This is a genomic window from Pseudoalteromonas sp. 23_GOM-1509m, assembly GCF_000518425.1.
GTDB lineage: Bacteria > Pseudomonadota > Gammaproteobacteria > Enterobacterales > Alteromonadaceae > Pseudoalteromonas > Pseudoalteromonas tetraodonis.
On sequence record NZ_JADO01000015.1, the window covers coordinates 58,490 to 77,174 of the forward strand.

Annotated in this window: 16 protein-coding genes; 4 read left to right on the forward strand and 12 right to left on the reverse strand. The window is 40.7% G+C overall.

Features of this window, described 5'->3' with window-relative positions; translation table 11 throughout:
* Positions 1-89: 89 nt before the first annotated feature.
* Positions 90-1,103 (reverse strand): endonuclease/exonuclease/phosphatase family protein, encoded by a 1,014-nt coding sequence (locus N523_RS0106870; protein ID WP_028835860.1) that lies wholly within the window; start codon positions 1,101-1,103, stop codon positions 90-92.
* Positions 1,104-1,336: 233 nt separating this feature from the next.
* Here N523_RS0106870 and N523_RS0106875 point away from each other — a divergent pair, with 233 nt between their 5' ends.
* Together N523_RS0106875 and N523_RS0106880 are read left to right on the forward strand one after the other, a co-directional pair.
* Positions 1,337-2,599, forward strand: a complete 1,263-nt coding sequence (locus N523_RS0106875; protein WP_028835861.1) for a valine--pyruvate transaminase — start codon at positions 1,337-1,339, stop codon at positions 2,597-2,599.
* Positions 2,600-3,004: 405 nt separating this feature from the next.
* Entirely contained in the window at positions 3,005-4,204 is a 1,200-nt protein-coding gene (locus N523_RS0106880) for an Nramp family divalent metal transporter (RefSeq protein WP_024602559.1), read from the forward strand.
* A 74-nt stretch (positions 4,205-4,278) separates the two neighbouring features.
* On the opposite strand, the gene N523_RS0106885 is transcribed toward N523_RS0106880, so the two are convergent.
* Entirely contained in the window at positions 4,279-4,740 is a 462-nt protein-coding gene (locus N523_RS0106885) for a hypothetical protein (RefSeq protein ID WP_028835862.1), read from the reverse strand.
* On the opposite strand from N523_RS0106885, the gene N523_RS0106890 reads away from it, so the two are divergent.
* Entirely contained in the window at positions 4,725-5,906 is a 1,182-nt protein-coding gene (locus N523_RS0106890) for a PQQ-dependent sugar dehydrogenase (protein ID WP_028835863.1), read from the forward strand. The genes N523_RS0106885 and N523_RS0106890 overlap by 16 nt on opposite strands.
* A gap of 4 nt (positions 5,907-5,910) precedes the next feature.
* On the opposite strand, the gene N523_RS0106895 is transcribed toward N523_RS0106890, so the two are convergent.
* Positions 5,911-6,807 carry an alpha/beta fold hydrolase gene (locus N523_RS0106895; RefSeq protein WP_036950980.1) on the reverse strand — a complete coding sequence of 299 codons (897 nt, stop codon included), beginning with the start codon at positions 6,805-6,807 and terminating at the stop codon, positions 5,911-5,913.
* Between the two features lie 184 nt (positions 6,808-6,991).
* Between N523_RS0106895 and N523_RS0106900 the strand changes: the two genes are divergently transcribed.
* Complete coding sequence (locus N523_RS0106900; RefSeq protein WP_231485800.1) at positions 6,992-8,104, forward strand: response regulator transcription factor; 1,113 nt, start codon at positions 6,992-6,994, stop codon at positions 8,102-8,104.
* A 374-nt stretch (positions 8,105-8,478) separates the two neighbouring features.
* Here the strand turns inward: N523_RS0106900 and N523_RS0106905 are convergent, their stop codons facing one another.
* The 9 genes from N523_RS0106905 to N523_RS0106950 all read right to left on the reverse strand — a co-directional run bounded on the left by N523_RS0106905 (position 8,479) and on the right by N523_RS0106950 (position 18,554).
* Complete coding sequence (locus N523_RS0106905) at positions 8,479-8,907, reverse strand: retropepsin-like aspartic protease (RefSeq protein ID WP_028835866.1); 429 nt, start codon at positions 8,905-8,907, stop codon at positions 8,479-8,481.
* A 527-nt stretch (positions 8,908-9,434) separates the two neighbouring features.
* Entirely contained in the window at positions 9,435-10,511 is a 1,077-nt protein-coding gene (locus N523_RS0106915; protein ID WP_028835867.1) for a GTP pyrophosphokinase, read from the reverse strand.
* Between the two features lie 118 nt (positions 10,512-10,629).
* Entirely contained in the window at positions 10,630-11,154 is a 525-nt protein-coding gene (locus tag N523_RS0106920; RefSeq protein ID WP_028835868.1) for a hypothetical protein, read from the reverse strand.
* Positions 11,155-11,181: 27 nt separating this feature from the next.
* Positions 11,182-12,036: a hypothetical protein gene (locus N523_RS0106925; RefSeq protein ID WP_028835869.1), complete on the reverse strand. Its 855-nt coding sequence runs from the start codon at positions 12,034-12,036 to the stop codon at positions 11,182-11,184.
* Positions 12,037-12,415: 379 nt separating this feature from the next.
* On the reverse strand, positions 12,416-13,720 hold the full coding sequence (gene serS, locus N523_RS0106930; RefSeq protein WP_024601694.1) for a serine--tRNA ligase: 1,305 nt from the start codon (positions 13,718-13,720) through the stop codon (positions 12,416-12,418).
* Between the two features lie 9 nt (positions 13,721-13,729).
* Positions 13,730-14,110 (reverse strand): fluoride efflux transporter CrcB, encoded by a 381-nt coding sequence (gene crcB / locus N523_RS0106935; RefSeq protein WP_010389726.1) that lies wholly within the window; start codon positions 14,108-14,110, stop codon positions 13,730-13,732.
* Positions 14,103-15,446: a replication-associated recombination protein A gene (locus tag N523_RS0106940; RefSeq protein WP_028835870.1), complete on the reverse strand. Its 1,344-nt coding sequence runs from the start codon at positions 15,444-15,446 to the stop codon at positions 14,103-14,105. Before N523_RS0106940 ends, crcB begins: the two co-directional genes overlap by 8 nt.
* Positions 15,439-16,065: an outer membrane lipoprotein chaperone LolA gene (lolA, locus tag N523_RS0106945; RefSeq protein ID WP_028835871.1), complete on the reverse strand. Its 627-nt coding sequence runs from the start codon at positions 16,063-16,065 to the stop codon at positions 15,439-15,441. The genes N523_RS0106940 and lolA overlap by 8 nt, the downstream gene beginning before the upstream one ends.
* Positions 16,065-18,554, reverse strand: a complete 2,490-nt coding sequence (locus N523_RS0106950) for a DNA translocase FtsK (protein ID WP_013464760.1) — start codon at positions 18,552-18,554, stop codon at positions 16,065-16,067. Before N523_RS0106950 ends, lolA begins: the two co-directional genes overlap by 1 nt.
* Positions 18,555-18,685: the final 131 nt, after the last annotated feature.

Here is an 18,685-nt window from a genome sequence, read left to right on the forward strand (position 1 = left end):
AAAGGGAAAACATCAAGGCACCTACTGAGCGCCTTAATACTAATTATGTCAGCGGCAGATTAGCTTACAATTTATAGTAACAAAACCCGCTACGACCTTAATGCTAAGCTAATCAATACCACGCCATGATCGGTGCTTAAATCATCACGCTCAAATTCAGGGTTAATTAAATGACGATCGTAAGTATGGTACTGGCTCACCTCAAAAAAGCTGTCGTCGTAACTTGAGTCAAACTCGCAAGACAACAAAATGTAGTCAAGCACTGAGCTGCTCGCGCCAAAATAATGGGTAGGCTTTCGCTTTAAATCCACTGTATTTTCATTATTTTGATTAGCCAAATTTAATTGCGACCTTGTAAATAACTGCCACGCGTCGTTAAGGCAATATTTTGCAAGGTAAGTGTTACTGTCAAACGTGGGGGCAAAACGCAGTGTATTTGTTAGTAAATGGCTTAAAACGCCATCAGCTAGGTCGTTATTAAAATCGCCCATTAAAACCATTGGGTTTTGTGTAGATTCGCGGCGCGCAATGATGTCTATCATAAGCAATGTGGCTTCACTGCCGCGCTGAATAGTTGAGCCCCAACTCCCTGCTATATCGGCTTTTAATAGCTCGATAATATTTTTTTCGGGTGTGAGGTCTTTGTTTTGCTCATCAAGCTCTATCATTGAGCGCTTAGACTTAAAATGCACCACATAACAATCCGTGTTGCCGATATGCGGTAAGGTTATTGTAGCTCTAAGCACCTTTCGGCTAAATGTAAAATCCTCAGTTAAACCAAGGGTTTTAGCAAGCTCATGGTCATGCTCAACAGTTGCCACTTCAGCAATTGGGTATTTAGCAGCAAGTGCTACTACAGGGCGTTTGTAAATAAAGTCGTCGATTACCTGGGGCTCATCTACCACGCCAAAGTACGTATAACCTTGCTCTTTAACTAATTCTTTAAGCGACTCAATACTAAATACTTCCTGAAAACCAATCACATCAGGCTGATGCTCGGTTAAGTAATTAATAAGCCAACGCTGCTTTTTAGCCCACTGCTCTGCGGTGTATATGCGTTCAAATTCATAATAGGCATTAGGCGGCTCAAGGTAATTAAACAAGTTAAAAGTGGCAATTTTAAGAATCGTATCAGTAATAACCGAATCGTCTGCTGTGGTGTTTAAAGGTGTTTTAGTGTGTGATTCAAGGTTGCTGATAAGGCTGCCCTACTTAAAATATGAAAACGATTATAGCGGGTTATCGCTATAGTAATCTAAGCGGTGAAAATTTTTCAATATCAAATTCATAGTGTTAATTTACACTAACTTATCATTTTTTAAGGCACACGGTCATTATGGATTACTCAAACTTCGGCACTAAATTTACTCAACCTAATGGTATTACTCAGTTAATGGAAGATTTAGGCGATGCTAAAAACAGTAACAATCCAAATATTGTTATGCTCGGTGGTGGTAATCCGGCCCTAGTGCCTGAGGTTAATAATATTTTTATCAATGAGTTACAAAAGCTTGTTGCTAATAATACACTTTCCAACGTATTTGGACTTTACGATGGCCCAACGGGTAATGATGCATTTCGTGCAGCTCTGGCCAAGCAACTAAAAAGTGAATACTCATGGGATTTAACCGCAAATAATATAGCGCTTGGTAATGGCAGCCAAGCCAATTTTTTTGTGTTATTTAATCTGTTAGCTGGCAGTATGCCTGATGGAAGCCATAAAAAGGTTTTATTTCCGCTGGCACCTGAATATGTAGGCTATGCAGATCAAGGCTTAACTGACGATATGTTTGTAGCAATAAAGCCCGATATCGAAATTTTAAATACTGAAAGTGGCTCAAACCAATTTAAATATATCATTAATTTTAAAGCTGTTGAGCAAGTATTAGCAAGCGACAGCAGCATTAGCGCACTGTGTGTATCGCGCCCGACTAACCCAACAGGCAATGTCATTACTGATGAAGAAGTACAGCATCTCGATTTATTGGCTAAGCAATATAATATCCCACTGATCATTGATAACGCCTACGGCGACCCATTCCCTGGGTGTATTTATACCGACGCAAACTTAACCTGGAACTCAAACATTATTTTATGCATGTCACTTTCAAAGCTTGGCCTACCGGGTTTGCGAACCGGTATTGTAGTGGCTAACAATGACATAATTAAAGCCATTGGCCGTGTGAATGGCAGTATGGTTTTGTCGCCGAACAGTTTTGGCCCAAGTTTAGTAACGCGCCTTATTAATGAAGATGAACTCCTTCCGCTGTGTAAAAATTCAGTGCTGCCTTTTTATCGAGAAAAAGCACAAACAGCAATGAACTTGTTTGATGAAATATTTGCCCACCTCCCCGTTTACTTACACAAAGTAGAAGGCGCATTTTTTATGTGGCTGTGGTTTAAAGAGGCAAAAATAACCAGCGAACAACTTTACCAAAAGCTCAAAGAACAGGATGTTTATATTATTCCCGGGCATAATTTTTTTATTGGTATTGATGATGCTTGGGCACACAAACACCAGTGCATTCGAATTAATTATGCAACCGATGCCAGCACTTTGCGAAAAGGCTTAGAGGCCATTAAAGCCGTGATGGCATAAATGGGTTGATATTTAGGGCATTCAAACCCTTTGCTTGAATACAGTGCGTGCAAAGCGTTTATAGTGCCTATAGTTATTGGCATAAACCTGTGAACAATTTAAGGTTATTCAGTCATCCTCTAAGCCGTTAAATAAGCCCTAAACTGAGGTAAGCAGTTATTACTGTCATTTGTTGATTGTACTAATTTTGTGCAAACGCGCCACACCCCCTTTAAATTTATATATAAGTTGGTATGCTACGCGACCTTTTTTAACATATGATTATCATCAAAAAAGGGTTTGCCAAGGGGCGGCTATCGCTGCAAGGCACTTAATATAAGTGGCAGCAATAATACAGGCATCGCGTTATAAAACGTTAGATGTAACTTTAAATAGCAATATACAAAAGTACTATTAAGGTCAATTATGCGATTAGGACCAGGACTACTCGTCACCGCTGCCTTCATTGGACCAGGGACTATTACGACTGCCAGCGTGGCAGGTGCAAACTTTGGTTTTGCACTAATATGGACATTACTGTTTTCAGTTATTGCCACCATATTATTACAATCTATGGCGGCGCGCCTTGGCGTAGCCACCGGGCAAGATTTAGCGCAAGCGCTAAGAGCTCACATTGAAACGCCCCTATTTAAATCTCTCGCTATATTTTTAGTGATCAGCGCCATTGGAGTAGGTAGTGCCGCTTACGAGGCTGGCAACCTAAGCGGTGCCAGCATGGGATTAATTGAAATATTTCCTCATGTTAATGCCCAGCTTTGGACGCCACTCATTGCATTTTTAAGTGCGGTGTTACTTTACAGCGGTAAACACAAAGTCGTTGAAAACGCGCTTATTTTATTAGTGATTTTAATGAGCCTAGTGTTTATCTCTACGTTAGTTATGGCTGCTCCCTCGCTGAGTGATGTGTTAGCAGGCTTTATTCCTAGTATGCCAGAGGGTTCAATTACCACGGTATTGGCATTAGTGGGCACCACCATAGTGCCGTATAACTTATTTTTACACTCAGGTGTTTTAGCTGCAAGACACGACAGCAAAAGTGATAAGCAAAAAGTCATTAAGCAAACTAATGTAGATACGGGTGTGTCTATCACCTTAGGTGGCGTGATCACGCTGGCTATTTTATCAACCGCGTCAGTGGCATTTTATGGCACAGATGCAGGGCAAATTAGCGCTGCTAACATGGCGGTACAACTTGAGCCATTACTTGGCGATGCCGCCCATTACTTTTTTGCTATTGGCTTATTTGCAGCAGGTTTAACCAGCGCAATTACAGCCCCCCTTGCCGGAGCATATGCAGTATGTGGCATGTTAGGTTGGTCAAATAAAATGGATAACACCCGCTTTAAAAGTGTCGCCATTGTTATTTTATTATTTGGTGCCGCCGTGGCGTCTCTGGGTTTAGACCCTGTCGCGGTGATAATTTTTGCCCAAGCAGCTAATGGCTTATTACTGCCTATTGTAACCACCTACCTAGTGTGGCTGGTTAACCAAAAATCAGTAATGGGCAAATACACCAACTCAATGTTGGTAAACTTACTTACTTTACCGGTGTTAGTGCTTATTTTTGGCTTAAGTGGTTACAAGCTGTTTAGTTTGATTTTTTGATATCACGACGCAATTTATACACACAAAAGCCGCTATATTAATAGCGGCTTTTTACATTGCAGACCAATACTGACTTAAAAGCCGTGATGCGCTGCCTTGTGCTTATTTTCCTTAATAAGTTTTGCAAATACATAACCCCCTACTGCACCTGCACATAATTGCGCATAAAAACCCCAACCTCTTGCACCTGCAATAATAGTAATATTCATAATTGACTCAATCGCAATTAACGCGGTAGCAAATGCTACAATACCAGCAATAACAAATAGTTGTGTACCTTGCTTGTTCATTTTTTTAGCAATAAACCAAGTAACCAAAAACGCGATAGCAAGTGCAATCGCAATAATAGCGCCATAGGTCGGTAGCAAGCCGAGCCAATCTTCAAGGATTAAGTTAACACGGTCATTAAAGCCCACTACAACACCTACATTAACTAATTGATTGACAACGTATTGACTATGAAACAAGCTAGCAAGAGTGAATGTAAGTAACCAAGAAACTAAAAATGACGGGAGTATACGTGTTAAAAACTGCATGGTTATCTCAACTTAAAATGAAACTTTTTCCTTACACTAGCAAAGGCTTGCAGGGTAAACAATCTCTATATTGTATTACGCTACTGTCACTTTTAGCGTTTTCTTGTCACGCCAGTGCCGAGCTACCAACACAGCAATACACAGCTAGTACTTTAGCAACAGGGCTCAATTCACCGTGGAGTATGGTTAAACTCCCAAACAATACTTGGTTAATCACCGAGCGTGATGGCCATGTTGTTATCATTAAAAACAACCAACAAACCCGAGTTAAAATAAACTTCGAGGGCTTATACGTTGCAGGGCAAGGTGGTTTACTTGATGTAGTGCTTTCGCCAAATTACAGTGAATCAAAAGAAATTATATTCACTTACGCCCAAGGTGAGCTTGATGCAAACAGGCTAGTAATAGCCAAAGCCACGTTTGATGGTGCGCAATTTTCAACGCCAAAAATTATTTATAAAGTCGCCACCGATAAGGGCACACCGCAGCATTATTCTGGCCGCGCGCTTGTATTGCCTGATAGTACCTTATTATTTTCAAGTGGTGATGGTTTTGACTACCGCGAGCAAGCACAGGTTATTACCAGTCAACTTGGTAAAACATTACGCATAAACTTAAACGGCACAATACCAAGCGATAACCCGTTTCTTAGTCACAAAAACGCTAACGCGCATGCCATTTATTCACTCGGGCACCGTAACTTGCAAGGCTTGGTTTATGATCACGATACACAGCAAATTATTTGCCACGAACACGGCCCCGCAGGCGGTGACGAGCTCAACTATTTAACAGCTGGCACCAATTACGGCTGGCCAGTAATAACCAACGGCGACGATTATTCACAAGCACGTATTTCCCCCTTTAGAGACTACCCTGGAATGGCTAAACCAGCCGTAGATTGGACGCCCTCAATCGCCCCATCAGGCATGGCATATTATGGCTCTAACCATACAGCCTTCCCTTCACTGCAACGTCACGTGCTTATTACTACATTGGTCGATAAAAAGCTCTACAGTGTTAATTTAGCTAATGGTGAATACACCCAGACTCATATTTTTCCAGAAGCCACAGGCAGGCTCAGAGATGTGTTTGTCACTGCTGAAGGTAATGTAGCGATATTAACGGATGGAAAAGAGGCAAAGTTAATGCTGGTAACGCCAAATTAGTCATTTATTTAAACTTATGAAACTCAAAGAAGGACTGAGTTACTTGATTTGGTTGTTCTAATTGCGGGTAATGTCCTACCCCTTCTAGTTCAATAATATCTGGATTAATGATTAATTCGCGATAACGTTTAACCATATGACGACCCGAAACAGGGTCGTCCATACCGCAAATTAAACGCATGGGTACATCTGCTTGTTGTAAAGCGCTCACCCAACGAGCGCGATGTAATTTACGCTCTGTGATGTAATAAATCAGTTTTGCCATTACTGGTTTACCCTGTTTGTATTCAATTAACTGCCACAATTCGTTTAGCTCTTTTTCAGCAAGTGGTATAGAACATATATTGTCGAAATTACGCTTAAAACTTTTATAGTTCGCAAGTCGCGACACAAATCCGCCAAGTGGACTAAGTAGCAGCTTTTGCAGTAATACCGGTTTATGTGTTTCAGGGAATAGCCCGCCGTTGAGAAAGCAAACGCTTTGTATTTTTATGGCATATGGCTCATTTAAGTTGCTTCGAGCAAGTAGTTCCTGCGCTACCGTATCACCGTAATCGTGGCTTAGAATATGCGCTGCTTTTACATTGAAAAGCTGTAAAAAATGAGTCAGTAAATCCGCTTGCATGCTAATGGTGTAACGACTATTTTTTGGTTTATCACTAAAACCAAAACCCAGCATATCGAGGGTAGACACCTTAAAGTGCTGTGTTAGCGCAGCCCATTGATTATGCCAATCCCAACTTGCAGTTGGATAACCATGAATCAGCAATAAACACGGCGCGCCCTCTTTACCTTGCACATGATATGCAATGTCATGACCTTGAAATTGAAACGTCGATTGGCTCTTATGCCACGAAGCTAATGAGTCAGTGATTATTGTAGTGTTGCTAATGACATTCATGACAATTTCTCCGCTTTAATAGGGGTTATAAACACATAAATTAAGTAACTACCGTAATTGAGGGTTAAAGTTGTGTCACTTAAATAAGTAATGAAAAATATACATAAGCCGATTATTTGCGGGTAGCCATTTCCATGGCTATTATATTGAAGAAGGATGAGAATAGTTAAATTTAGGAGAGCATGTGAAAATATTGTCCGTCGATGATAACCCTCAAAATAGAAATATCATGGAAATGGTCCTATCCAAGCAACATGACATTACCTCATCTGATGGCAGCGAGCCTATATTAGCTTTAATGGAGGAACATCAGCCTCAAGTAGTCCTAATGGATATCTTACTTAGTAATGATTTCACGGGTTACGACTTGGTTAAAGAAATAAAAGAATGTGGTGCGTACGACGACTGTGAAATTATATTTATTTCAGCCTTAACATCGAGTGAAGACAAACTAACAGCTTATGGCTATGGCGGTGATGATTATATTGCCAAGCCAGTAGATTTTAAGGAACTTAACGAAAAATTAAAGCGTGTAGAACTGCGCATTACAGAGCGAAATAATCTAAAAGAAATGTTCGAAGTCGCTTCATCTACCGCTTTTACATCAATGCAACAAGCAAGCGAACTCGGAGAATTAGTCACATTTTTTACTGACAATCTTGAGGTAACGGATTTAGACACATTATTTGCTAACGTACAGCGCTATTTTACTAATGCAGGCGCCAGCTGCTGCATAGAGTTTAGGGTAGCAAACCAATATCACCAATTCCCAAAACATACTATTTCTGACTTAGAAAAAGAAATTCTAGAACTAGGCAGAAGAGCCAAGCGAATAGTTCCATTTAGCTCTAATTTATTATTTAACGCGCCTTCTTGTTCAATGCTTGTAAAAGGAATAAATACAAAGGATGAAGGTTTACTCGGTCGCCTTCGAGATAACTTCGCTATTTTGCTTACCATTATAGAAAGCCGGATAGAATTTATTGAACAACAATTAGAAAAAGCCAACATTCGCCAACAAGCTTTAAACACTCTAAAAAGTCAACTTGCTGATGATTTTAGTACCATAAAAAAGCTATGCTCAGAGCAAGATAAACAAATAAAAATACTCGTAAATGACTTATCTCAAGCTATACAATCAAAAATGATCACTCTAGGCTTAGATGAAGAGCAAGAGTCGGAGCTAGTAGGCTTAGTTGATGAAACGAAAGAAATTGTAGAAGAAACCTTAATTCTGTCTTTTACACTAGAAGATAAACTTCAAGCCATTACAAAACGCTTAAAAGCTGTTGAATAATATAAGTACAATTTATAGACCAAGCCCGACAGAACCATGACGTTAAAACTTCAACCTTACTTCGCTCTTTTACAATTAAGCTCAAGAGTCAGTGATTATTGTAGTGTTACTAATGACATTCATGACAATTTCGCTGCTTTTAGAGGGTTATAAACACATAAATTAGTAACTAAATTAATTAAATCATCAACTTGTGTCACCTAAATTAGAACTCTGTTGGGTGGCGCCTTCGGCTTAACCACCCTACCTTTTAACGTAGGTCGGATAAGTGGCGAAGCCACGCCATCCGACAAAAATGATAAATTCACTTGAGACAACCCGATTTATCACGCTGTGTATAATATGCAAAGAGCGGCTTAAATAAGTCGCTTTAATTACTCATAATCAGCTAACGGCTCTCTAATTGTCACTGTATTAGTGCCAAAATCTAACACAGCTTGGTATTTTCTAAAAAATGGAGAACCTAATAATCCATGGATAATATTATCACCACCTGCTACCTGAACATGGTCAAGGTTTAGTGAAACAAACTCTGTACTTTCAAAAAATTGCTCTGCTAATTCAAATTTTAATAATTCAATCAGGCCCATTTCATGCTCTGAGGTACCCAAACCAGCAGCATTTTCTTCACTAAACACTTCTTCTATTCCAAGCTTTTTAATACATGCCCTATCTAAAACAGATGCACCCGCCGCTGTATCTAAAATTAAATTTACTTTATGTTCGTTGATCTTAGCCTGAATAATTTGATGACCTGTTTCTGTTACTTCAAATTTCAAACTTGTGGTTTTGACTAATTCCATGAATATTCCTTATTCTATATTAGGTTGATTAATAGACACTATATTACAAACACTTATGAAAACAACCCACCTTATAAATAAGTAAACAAATGGCTTTTCACCAACGTCTATATCGTAATTATAATATGCTAAAAATAACTACCCCCAAACGCACAAAACTTATGTTAGCAAAGCAACATTAATTCACAAAGAGGATAAGAGACGCTTCGCTTTTAGAGGGAAATAATAGGTTGAATTAAGTCGTTTGGAGAAATTTAAGTTCTGATGTCTGAAGTCAAGATTTGACCCCTTTGGTTTCAAAGAGGATAAGAGACTCTGCGCTTTTAGAGGAAAATAGCGGCTTGAATTAAGCCGCTTTGAAGAATTTAAGTTCTGATGTCTGAAGTCAAGATTTCACCCCTTTGGTCTTCCTTTGGTCTTCCTTTGGTCTTTCTAGGTTGAGTATATCTAGGCATTTTAGTCTACTCAAAGTGATGAGGAGGTGCCCACTAAAACGGGTAAGGAGCATTGTCTTTTGGAACGACTTGTTAGCCTTCATTATCAGCAAGCCATTTTTCAAATGATTCTTTGGAAGCATTTGTAAGAACTGAAGCGTATGCATCTTTATTACCATAATATAAACAATGCCTTATCATGGTGTATGGATTTAAAGTATCTTTTGAATTTTCATTTGTTTCAAAGTCTGTTTTATAACGTTTAACTTTTGCAATCCCTTCTTTCATATAGGTATTCAACTTAGTTCTTGTTATTTCAGGCTCTAAAGAAACAATTTCCTCTGTAAAGCCATCAACTTTATGTGCTTCCGCATCAAAATCAGAGAAAAAGTGGTTAGCTATTTTTAGAAGTCCGAATGCAGTTAACAACCCATTTCCATTAGATGATACTAATTTTTGTGGACCTGCAACGGTAGGGTCTAAAACTTCATCCGTATCATCATCTTCCGCTTTTTGGATTTCAAGTTCAGTCTCAGTTCTTATTGCTAGGAATTCCCTATCAGCTAATTCAAATAATGCAGCTAATGTATTGATTCTTCTTTTTAATTTGTTCGGGATTTTTTTCTTGTATTTGATTTTATGGTCTAAGACGCTCCAAGAATCCTGTACAATAGTTCGTATTTGTATCTCAAAATTAAAATCCACAAATGCCTTATATTCAGGCATTTCCTTGCGCTCATCTCCTAGTTTTAAATCTAAGTGCAACCCCTTATAACCGAATGAACCTTCAGTTTTCTCCATTTGAGCAATTTTGTCAGTTACGTCAATGACAGAAAAATGCTGGTCTAATACAGCCTTTATTTTTTCGATGTCATCCTCATATAAGCAAACGACTCTGAGACCAATTAAGTCAGAAATATGATCTTTGATCTCATAATCAGTTTCATTCGCTTCAAGCTCTTTTCGATACTTTAGATTAAATTTTCTAAGGCATTCTTCTTTATCTTTAACTCTGCCTTCTATTTTGGAGATTGCGATATCGCCAGTGTGTGAAACCAGTGCATTTATCAACGCACAAAAAGAAGTCTTTGCATCATCAAGGACTTGCAAGTTATCACTATAAAACTCTCTAAAATGGTTTTTTTCGAAATCGTAATCTAAAGATGCCATTGGAACTCCTTTTGATGGCTAATGCCCCGATAATGGGCAAATATCAGTTGGTTAAAATAAGCGACGAAGGAGCAAAAGCCAACTGTTTTTTGTCCTTTTGAACGACATGTTAGAAGTACTATACCGCCGTACTTATTGAGAACTCTGAAGCAAGTGACTCATAAAATTTTATAGGACCTTTAGTTATTACCTTAGATAATTCAGAGATTCTCTCTGGTTTAAGGTTGGGGCCGTATGCAATTACTTCTCGAGTAATTTCTACATACTCTTCAAGAAAGCTTTCTGGTTCAGTTAAGCCTAATATTTTTAAAGTCATTCGCGCACGACGAAGGGCTTGATTGTTATTTACAATTGCCTTTCTTGCAGCTTCCATGTTGATAGCACCATCAAGTTTTCTTATGTGGTTACTAACTGCTGTGGCATAAGTTCCGATTAAATGCTCAAACTCTGTTACATCGTTTGCAATTTGTAGAACTAACTCATGTCTCTTTTTGATTGCTTCCTTCTTATTTTCATTACCATGATTTAGCTTTGTAATTAAGTATGTGGAAAACGCTCCAATAACACCACCCAACACTGTTCCCAATACAGGAAGACCAATCTTTACTATATCGTTATATAACTGAATTTCTTCGCTTGCCACCTAAACCTTCCTTGTACTTCTAACGCCTCAAGCAGAGGCGCCAGCTTCGCTGGCGTCCTGCTGACTTGATTTGTTATGTTCTTTGTCGGTGGCTACCACACCATCTAAGTACAATGGTACACCTTGTAGGTCTGTTAGCTCTTTGGCATTAAGTGCATATGAAAGGGCTTGATTGCCTTGGCCGTATCCCCATAAATACAATTCAGCGCCAAAAGCGCTTGGAGCAACAACAATTCCGTCGGAGACAGCGTCCGCAAAATTCTTCTTGATATCTTCTTGGGGGCCATACTGAAAGCCCTCAATTAAGTCATCGTTGTTCAAACCAAATAAAGCATGGTTTAAAATGGCACCGAATTGTTGAATTTCCTTCTCATCAAATTGCATAGAGGCAATATAAATATTCATTGGGATGAAAAGTGTCATCTTGTGCCTGTCATCTTGGTTGTACATATAACCTGATTCAGAGAAGACTTTCTTGATTAATGAGTAGATTACATAATGCGAGCGAATTTGATATGTAGACATGCCATCAAGTATCTTAGCTATTCTCGCTCCACGATCATCCCTACCAAGCTCTGTTCTGGATGACGCAAGAATTCCCCCAAAATAGTCTACTGCGACTTCATCTTCACAGTAAGAGCCCTCGTTGACAATTGTCTTTAACACCTTCGGAGGAACATGCCCCGGAGAATCAATATTTTCTCCTAGCTTTTCTTCAGCTTTGCTGAATATTTTCCCAACATTTTCGATTCTTTTCTTGGTGAACTCTTGCAGCTCACCGCCAAGGTAATCTGCCGTCGGGCCTAGCAGTTTTTGCAGACCATCTTTTCCTAAATAGGCTGCAATCGCTCCTATTCCGACTGTCGTAATTGGTTCTGGCATGATTACTCCTTGTGAACATAACAACTTTGCATCCGACATTTGTCGCTTTATAAACCGAAAAATGTCTAAATATTACAATTAATCTAATGTAACCAGCGAATAAGCACATGTAAACAATTAGTTAGCTCTCACCTAAATTTACTGGATGTAGAAAAACACCAAAATGGTGGAGATCAGTAATATTAGACAAAAAGTGTTGTGCAAATAAACAATAGAGGCAGGTTTATTATTTTTACTGACAAATAGCGTAACTTTTACTTTCGCCTTTCTCCTTTTACCTTTCACCTTTTTCCTTAACCCACAACAAAAAAAGCCGCTGTTCATTACAAACAGCGGCTTTCTTTCTAAAGCTTTTAGCTAAAAACTGACAGCTATTACCTTAAGCTTTACCAATCACTTCAAGTCCACCCATGTATGGGCGTAATACTTCTGGTACGACTACTGAGCCGTCGGCTTGTTGGTAGTTTTCTAGTATTGCTACAAGTGTACGACCAACCGCTAAACCTGAGCCGTTTAGTGTGTGTAAAAGCTCTGGTTTTTTAGCACCTTCACGACGAAAACGTGCTTGCATACGGCGTGCTTGGAAATCAACCATGTTTGAACATGATGAAATTTCACGGTAGGTGTCTTGTGCTGGTAACCATACTTCTAAATCGTATGTTTTAGCTGCGCCAAAGCCCATGTCGCCCATACATAAAATCACTTTACGGTATGGCAATTCTAGCGCTTGTAAAATTTGCTCAGCATGGCCTGTTAGCTCTTCGAGTGCTTGCATTGAATCTTCTGGTTTTACAAGCTGTACAAGCTCTACTTTATCAAACTGGTGCTGACGGATTAAACCGCGTGTATCGCGACCGTAGCTGCCAGCTTCACTTCTAAAACATGGCGTGTGCGCTGTTAAGCGAATAGGTAAATCGCTTTCTTCGTAAATTTCATCACGGGCGCTGTTTGTAAGCGGTACTTCTGCCGTAGGAATAAGGCTAAAGCCAGCTTGCTGCTCGCCATCATCGTTCACTAGGCCTAACGTGTGGAATAAATCGCCCGCAAACTTAGGTAATTGGCTGGTGCCGTAAAGGCTTGCGCTATTCACTAAGTACGGTACATACATTTCTGTGTAGCCGTTTTTATCTGTGTGGGTGTCTAGCATGTATTGGGTAAGTGCACGGTGCATACGTGCTACTTGGCCGCGCATTACGGTAAAACGTGCGCCACTAATTTTAACGCCCATTTCAAAGTCTAGGCCGTTTAGGTCTTGCCCTACGTCAACGTGGTCTTTAACTTCAAAATCGTACTTTTTAGGGGTGCCCCAAGTTAAAATTTCTACGTTGTCGTCTTCGTCAGCGCCTTCTGGTACCGACTCGTCCGGTAAGTTTGGAATTGCTAAGGCAATTTGTTTAATTGCTTCTAACACTTCGTCTTGCTCAGCTTTAGCCGCGTCTAACTCGCTGCCTAAGTTAGCAACTGCGTCTAGCAATGGTTGTGCGTCTTCGCCTTTTGCTTTTGCTTGGCCAATGGCTTTCGCACTGGCGTTACGTTGACTTTGAAGTTCTTGCGTTTTTACTTGTAATGTTTTGCGTTTTTCTTCAAGTTCAGTCACTACCGCTACATCTAGCTCATAACCACGTGCGGCTAATCGAGCGGCAGTTTGTTCGACATCTTGACGTAAATATTTAGAATCTAACATGTTAGTTTTTTAACCTTTTTGCATTACTAGCTGAAGGCCCAGCCAAGCCATAAAAATACACACCATCACGTTTAAGATGATATTGAGGGCCATTTTAATAAAGTGACCTTGTTGTAATAACAACAACGAATCCATTGAGAATGTTGAAAAGGTGGTTAACGCACCTAAAAAGCCAATTCCGATGAGGGTTTTAGCAGGACTGACGGCAATAACTTGTTTATCTATTAAACCGTATAAAATGCCCATCAACAATGAACCCAGAATATTAACCGTCAACGTGCCAAAAGGGAATCCCCTACCGAGGAGTTTTAGCATGGTTTCGCTAATAAAAAACCGTAAACAGGCTCCTGACGCTCCGCCAAGGGCTATCATCATGTAAAGTTTAATCATGCTCATAACGTTTTATTGGGCTTTGTGCGTCGCGCTCTTTTAAATAATCGAGCTTTTGTTTAATTTTTTGCTCAAGTCCACGATCACTTGGCTGGTAGTATTGTTTTCCATCCATTTCTGGCGGTAGGTATTTTTCGCCAGCAGCAAATGCGCCTTCTTCGTTATGCGCGTAACGATACTCTGCGCCATAGCCTAAGTCTTTCATTAAATTGGTGGGGGCATTACGTAAATGCTCTGGTACCGGGTAGCTTGGCTCGTTTTTAGCGTCTTGTTTGGCTTGATTAAACGCCATATAAACCGCATTACTTTTAGGTGCACTAGCCAAGTACAAAGTGGCCTGTGCAATGGCGCGCTCACCTTCGCTTGGGCCAACACGCTGAAAAATATCCCATGCGTTTAAAGCCACTTCCATCGCTCGTGGATCGGCGTTGCCGATGTCTTCTGTAGCAATTGCTAATAAGCGCCTTGCAACATAAAGCGGGTCGCCGCCACCGGCTAAAATACGGCAGTACCAGTAAAGCGCACCATCTGGCGAACTGCCCCGTACTGATTTATGAAACGCCGAAATTAAATCGTAAAATTCATCGCCGCCTTTATCGTATTTGGCTAAATGGGTGGGCAGTACTTGGCTCAGTACCTGTTCGTCTACGTTGTACTTGCCGTTTTGCTCGGTGGTTAAATCGACTGCTTGCTCGAGTAAATTAAGTACTTTACGGGCATCGCCACCGCTTGCTTGGCACAGTGCTTGTTTAGCGTTGTCAGCTATAACAATGTGTTTTTGACTAAGTTGCTCATCTTGTTTGAGTGCGCGCTCTATTACTGTGTATAAATCGCTTTCTTGCAAGGATTTTAATACATACACCCTTGCGCGAGATAAAATCGCATTATTAAGTGCAAACGAGGGGTTTTCGGTGGTGGCGCCTACAAATATAAAAGTGCCATCTTCAATATGCGGTAAAAACGCGTCTTGCTGAGATTTATTAAAGCGGTGTACTTCATCAACAAACATCAAAGTGCGCTGACCACGGCTTTGTAAGTTATCGCGCGCTTGGGTTACGCTATCGCGAATATCTTTTACGCCAGCGGTTACTGCCGACATTTGAATTAGTTCAGCGTCTGCATGGTTGGCAATAATTTGCGCCAGCGTAGTTTTACCTACCCCCGGCGGCCCCCATAAAATTAAACTATGGCAGCGCCCTGCTACTATCGCTTGATGAAGAGGTTTATCAGCGCTGAGTAAATGTTGCTGCCCTATGTAATCGTTAAGCGATAAAGGGCGCATACGCGCAGCGAGTGGGCGCACATCGGGCCCAAAGTTAAATCCTAAATTACTCACCGTTACTCTGATCGTCTATTTCTACACCCGCTGGCGGGGTAAATTCAAAAGTTGTTTTATCAAGCTCAGTATTAACCTGTGCATTGCTAAATGTAAACGCAGACAGCTGGCCTGAGTTATCTTTAACTACCAGTTTTGCAAGCCCTTGCTCGTTATCAGCAAAAGTAATATCAAGCTGCTCTACTTGGCTTTCTACGCCTTTATTTGGGGTAATGCTAAAGCCTAAGTCAGTAGCGATCACGCTGTATTTTTCCCATTGCGCAGGGTCTTTAGAGGTGAGCAATATAAACGGCGTTGAGTCAATTAAACCGCTGGTTTTCATAATGGTTACTTGCTCAGCAAAGCTATCAAAGTAATAGGTTTTATCGCCGTTTGATACAAATAAAGTGTCGTCTGGGTTAGTTTGCTGCCAGCGGATCATTAATGGCTGTTGCAACGCAATATTGCCTTGACCTTGCATTACCATTTGGCCTTCACCGTCGGTTACGTTTTGTTTAAATTGTGCTTTAAAGCTTTTTAAGGTCGATAACTTATCTTGTAATGCTTGGCTGTCGTCAGCAAAGCTTGGCATCGCCACTAAACTGCCCAATACCAATAATAAACTGTTTAATTTTTTCATTAATTTGCTCCATTAGGTACTAATACATCGCGCGCGCCGTTGTGTCCTGGTGCACTCACGATACCTGATGTTTCCATTTGTTCTACTAATCGTGCAGCACGGTTATAGCCTACACGTAATTTACGTTGCACTGATGATACCGATACTTTACCGGTTTCTATTACAAAGGCGACCGCTTCGTCGTATAACGGATCTGACTCTTCATCGCCATTTTCGCTGGCTTCCCCTGGTAATAGAATATCTTCCGTGGCATCACCATTTAAAATCTCGTCTATGTAGTTTGGTTTAGCACGGGCTTTCCAATCGTTTACTACAGCATGTACTTCATGGTCGTCTACAAACGCGCCATGCACACGCTCGGGTACACTGGTACCTGGCGGTAAATAAAGCATGTCACCCATGCCTAATAAATTTTCTGCGCCTTGTTGATCCAGTATGGTGCGCGAGTCTATTTTACTTGATACCTGAAACGCCATACGTGTAGGTATATTCGCTTTAATTAAACCGGTTATTACATCAACCGACGGACGCTGCGTTGCCAAAATTAAGTGAATACCCGCAGCACGCGCTTTTTGCGCAATACGAGCAATTAACTCTTCAACTTTTTTACCTACAATCATCATCATGTCGGCAAATTCGTCAATAACCACCACTATGCTAGGTAATTTATCTAGCTCATCGGGGCCATCTTTCATGCCGTCGGTGTCTTTAAATAATGGATCCATAATTGGGTAGCCCGCTTCTTTGGCTTCCATTACTTTTTGGTTGTAACCTTTTAAGTTACGTACACCTAAAGCCGACATCAGCTTATAACGGCGTTCCATTTCACCTACACACCAGCGCAGTGCGTTGGCCGCTTCTTTCATGTCAGTTACAACTTCACACAATAAATGCGGAATGCCTTCGTAAACAGAAAGCTCAAGCATTTTCGGGTCAATCATGATCATACGAACATCTTCAGGGCCCGATTTATACAGTAAGCTTAATATCATTACATTAACGCCCACTGACTTACCTGAACCGGTTGTACCAGCTACCAGTAAGTGTGGCATTTTACCTAGGTCGGCACACACAGGTTGCCCTGCAATATCTTTACCTAGCACCATGGTTAACGGCGAGGGGTTTTGCTCAAACTTAGGCGCGTTTATGACTTCTGATAAACGTACAATTTCACGGTATTTATTAGGCAGCTCAATACCGATATAGGTTTTACCTGGAATAACTTCAACCACGCGCACACTAATTGCCGAAAGTGAACGCGCTAAATCTTTTGACAGCCCAGTAATTTTAGACACCTTAATACCCGGTGCTAAATCAAGCTCAAAACGGGTAACAACAGGCCCGGGATATACTCCAACCACGGTTGCTTGTACGTTAAAATCAAGTAATTTTGTTTCTACAAGGCGCGATACGCTATCGAGCTCTTCTTGCGAAATGGGGTTTTTTGCTTTGTCGGGTCTGTCGAGTAAATCAAGTGATGGCAATGGCCCCGGAGGTGGCTCTTGCTCTAATAATTGCTCAAACTTTTCTTTTGCAGTTGGCGGCGGTTGAAACCCTGATTTTGGCTTGTTAATTGGCCTTGCTGGTGAAACCACGGTTGTTGCTGGTTTTTCAGGTTCAACCACAGGGCTTTGATCCAGCGCGTTAAGTGCTGCCTCGGTGTCCATAGGTTCATCGTCTATGGCGCTAAAGCTAATTTCTTGATCGAGTATTTGGTCAAGCTCGTCAAACGGCATAAATTCGTCGTCTTGAGGGGCGTTTACTTTAGTTGTTGGTTTGTCGAGTGCTTTTGGTCTGTCTGCTTTTTTATCAGCAAGTTCAGGTTCTTGTTGGCGTGTATCGTCTTCAAAATAAGCATCGGGTTGCTCGTCTTGTACTTTACCTGCAATGCGTTCACGTTGCATCCAGCCTCGGGCATAGGTCACCAAAAAGCGGTATAACCGAACAATTAAATCTCCTAAGTAATCAACAAATTGTACCCACGACACACCCGTTAACAGTGTTAAGCCTGCAAAAAAGAAACACAGTAGTAAAATAGAGGTACCGGTAAAATTAAACGCTGGCATCATGGCTGATGCAATCACATCACCCACTACCCCACCGGATGAAAAGTTATAAATATCATCAAAATTAATACTGCTAATAGCGGTTGCTGAGGTAATAAACAGCGCAAAACCAATAATGCGTAATCCAAGTGTGGTGTAATCGAGTTGTAAAATACGGTGTGGCTGCTTAAACACCAAGTAACCTAGCAGCTGAATAGCCGCTGGCACAAAATAGGCAAGCCAGCCAAAGGTAAGTAATAGTATGTCGGCCACCCACGCGCCCGCTGTACCCGTAATATTTTGTACGTTGGTAAATTCACCCGTTTGCGACCAAGCAGGATCGGCAGGATGAAAACTAATTAAAGCACATAAAATAAACACCGCTGCAAAGGTGCTGACGATGAGCCCCGTTTCTAATAGTCTTTGTACACCGTTTAGGCGCATAATTACCTATCCCTCATTATTATTTTTTACACTCACTTGGCAATAGAATACCTTAGCAGGAAATGTATTTTGATGCACTTTATCTTAACCATGATGGCCTGATTATGAACAAGTTTTTATTATTTAGTCGC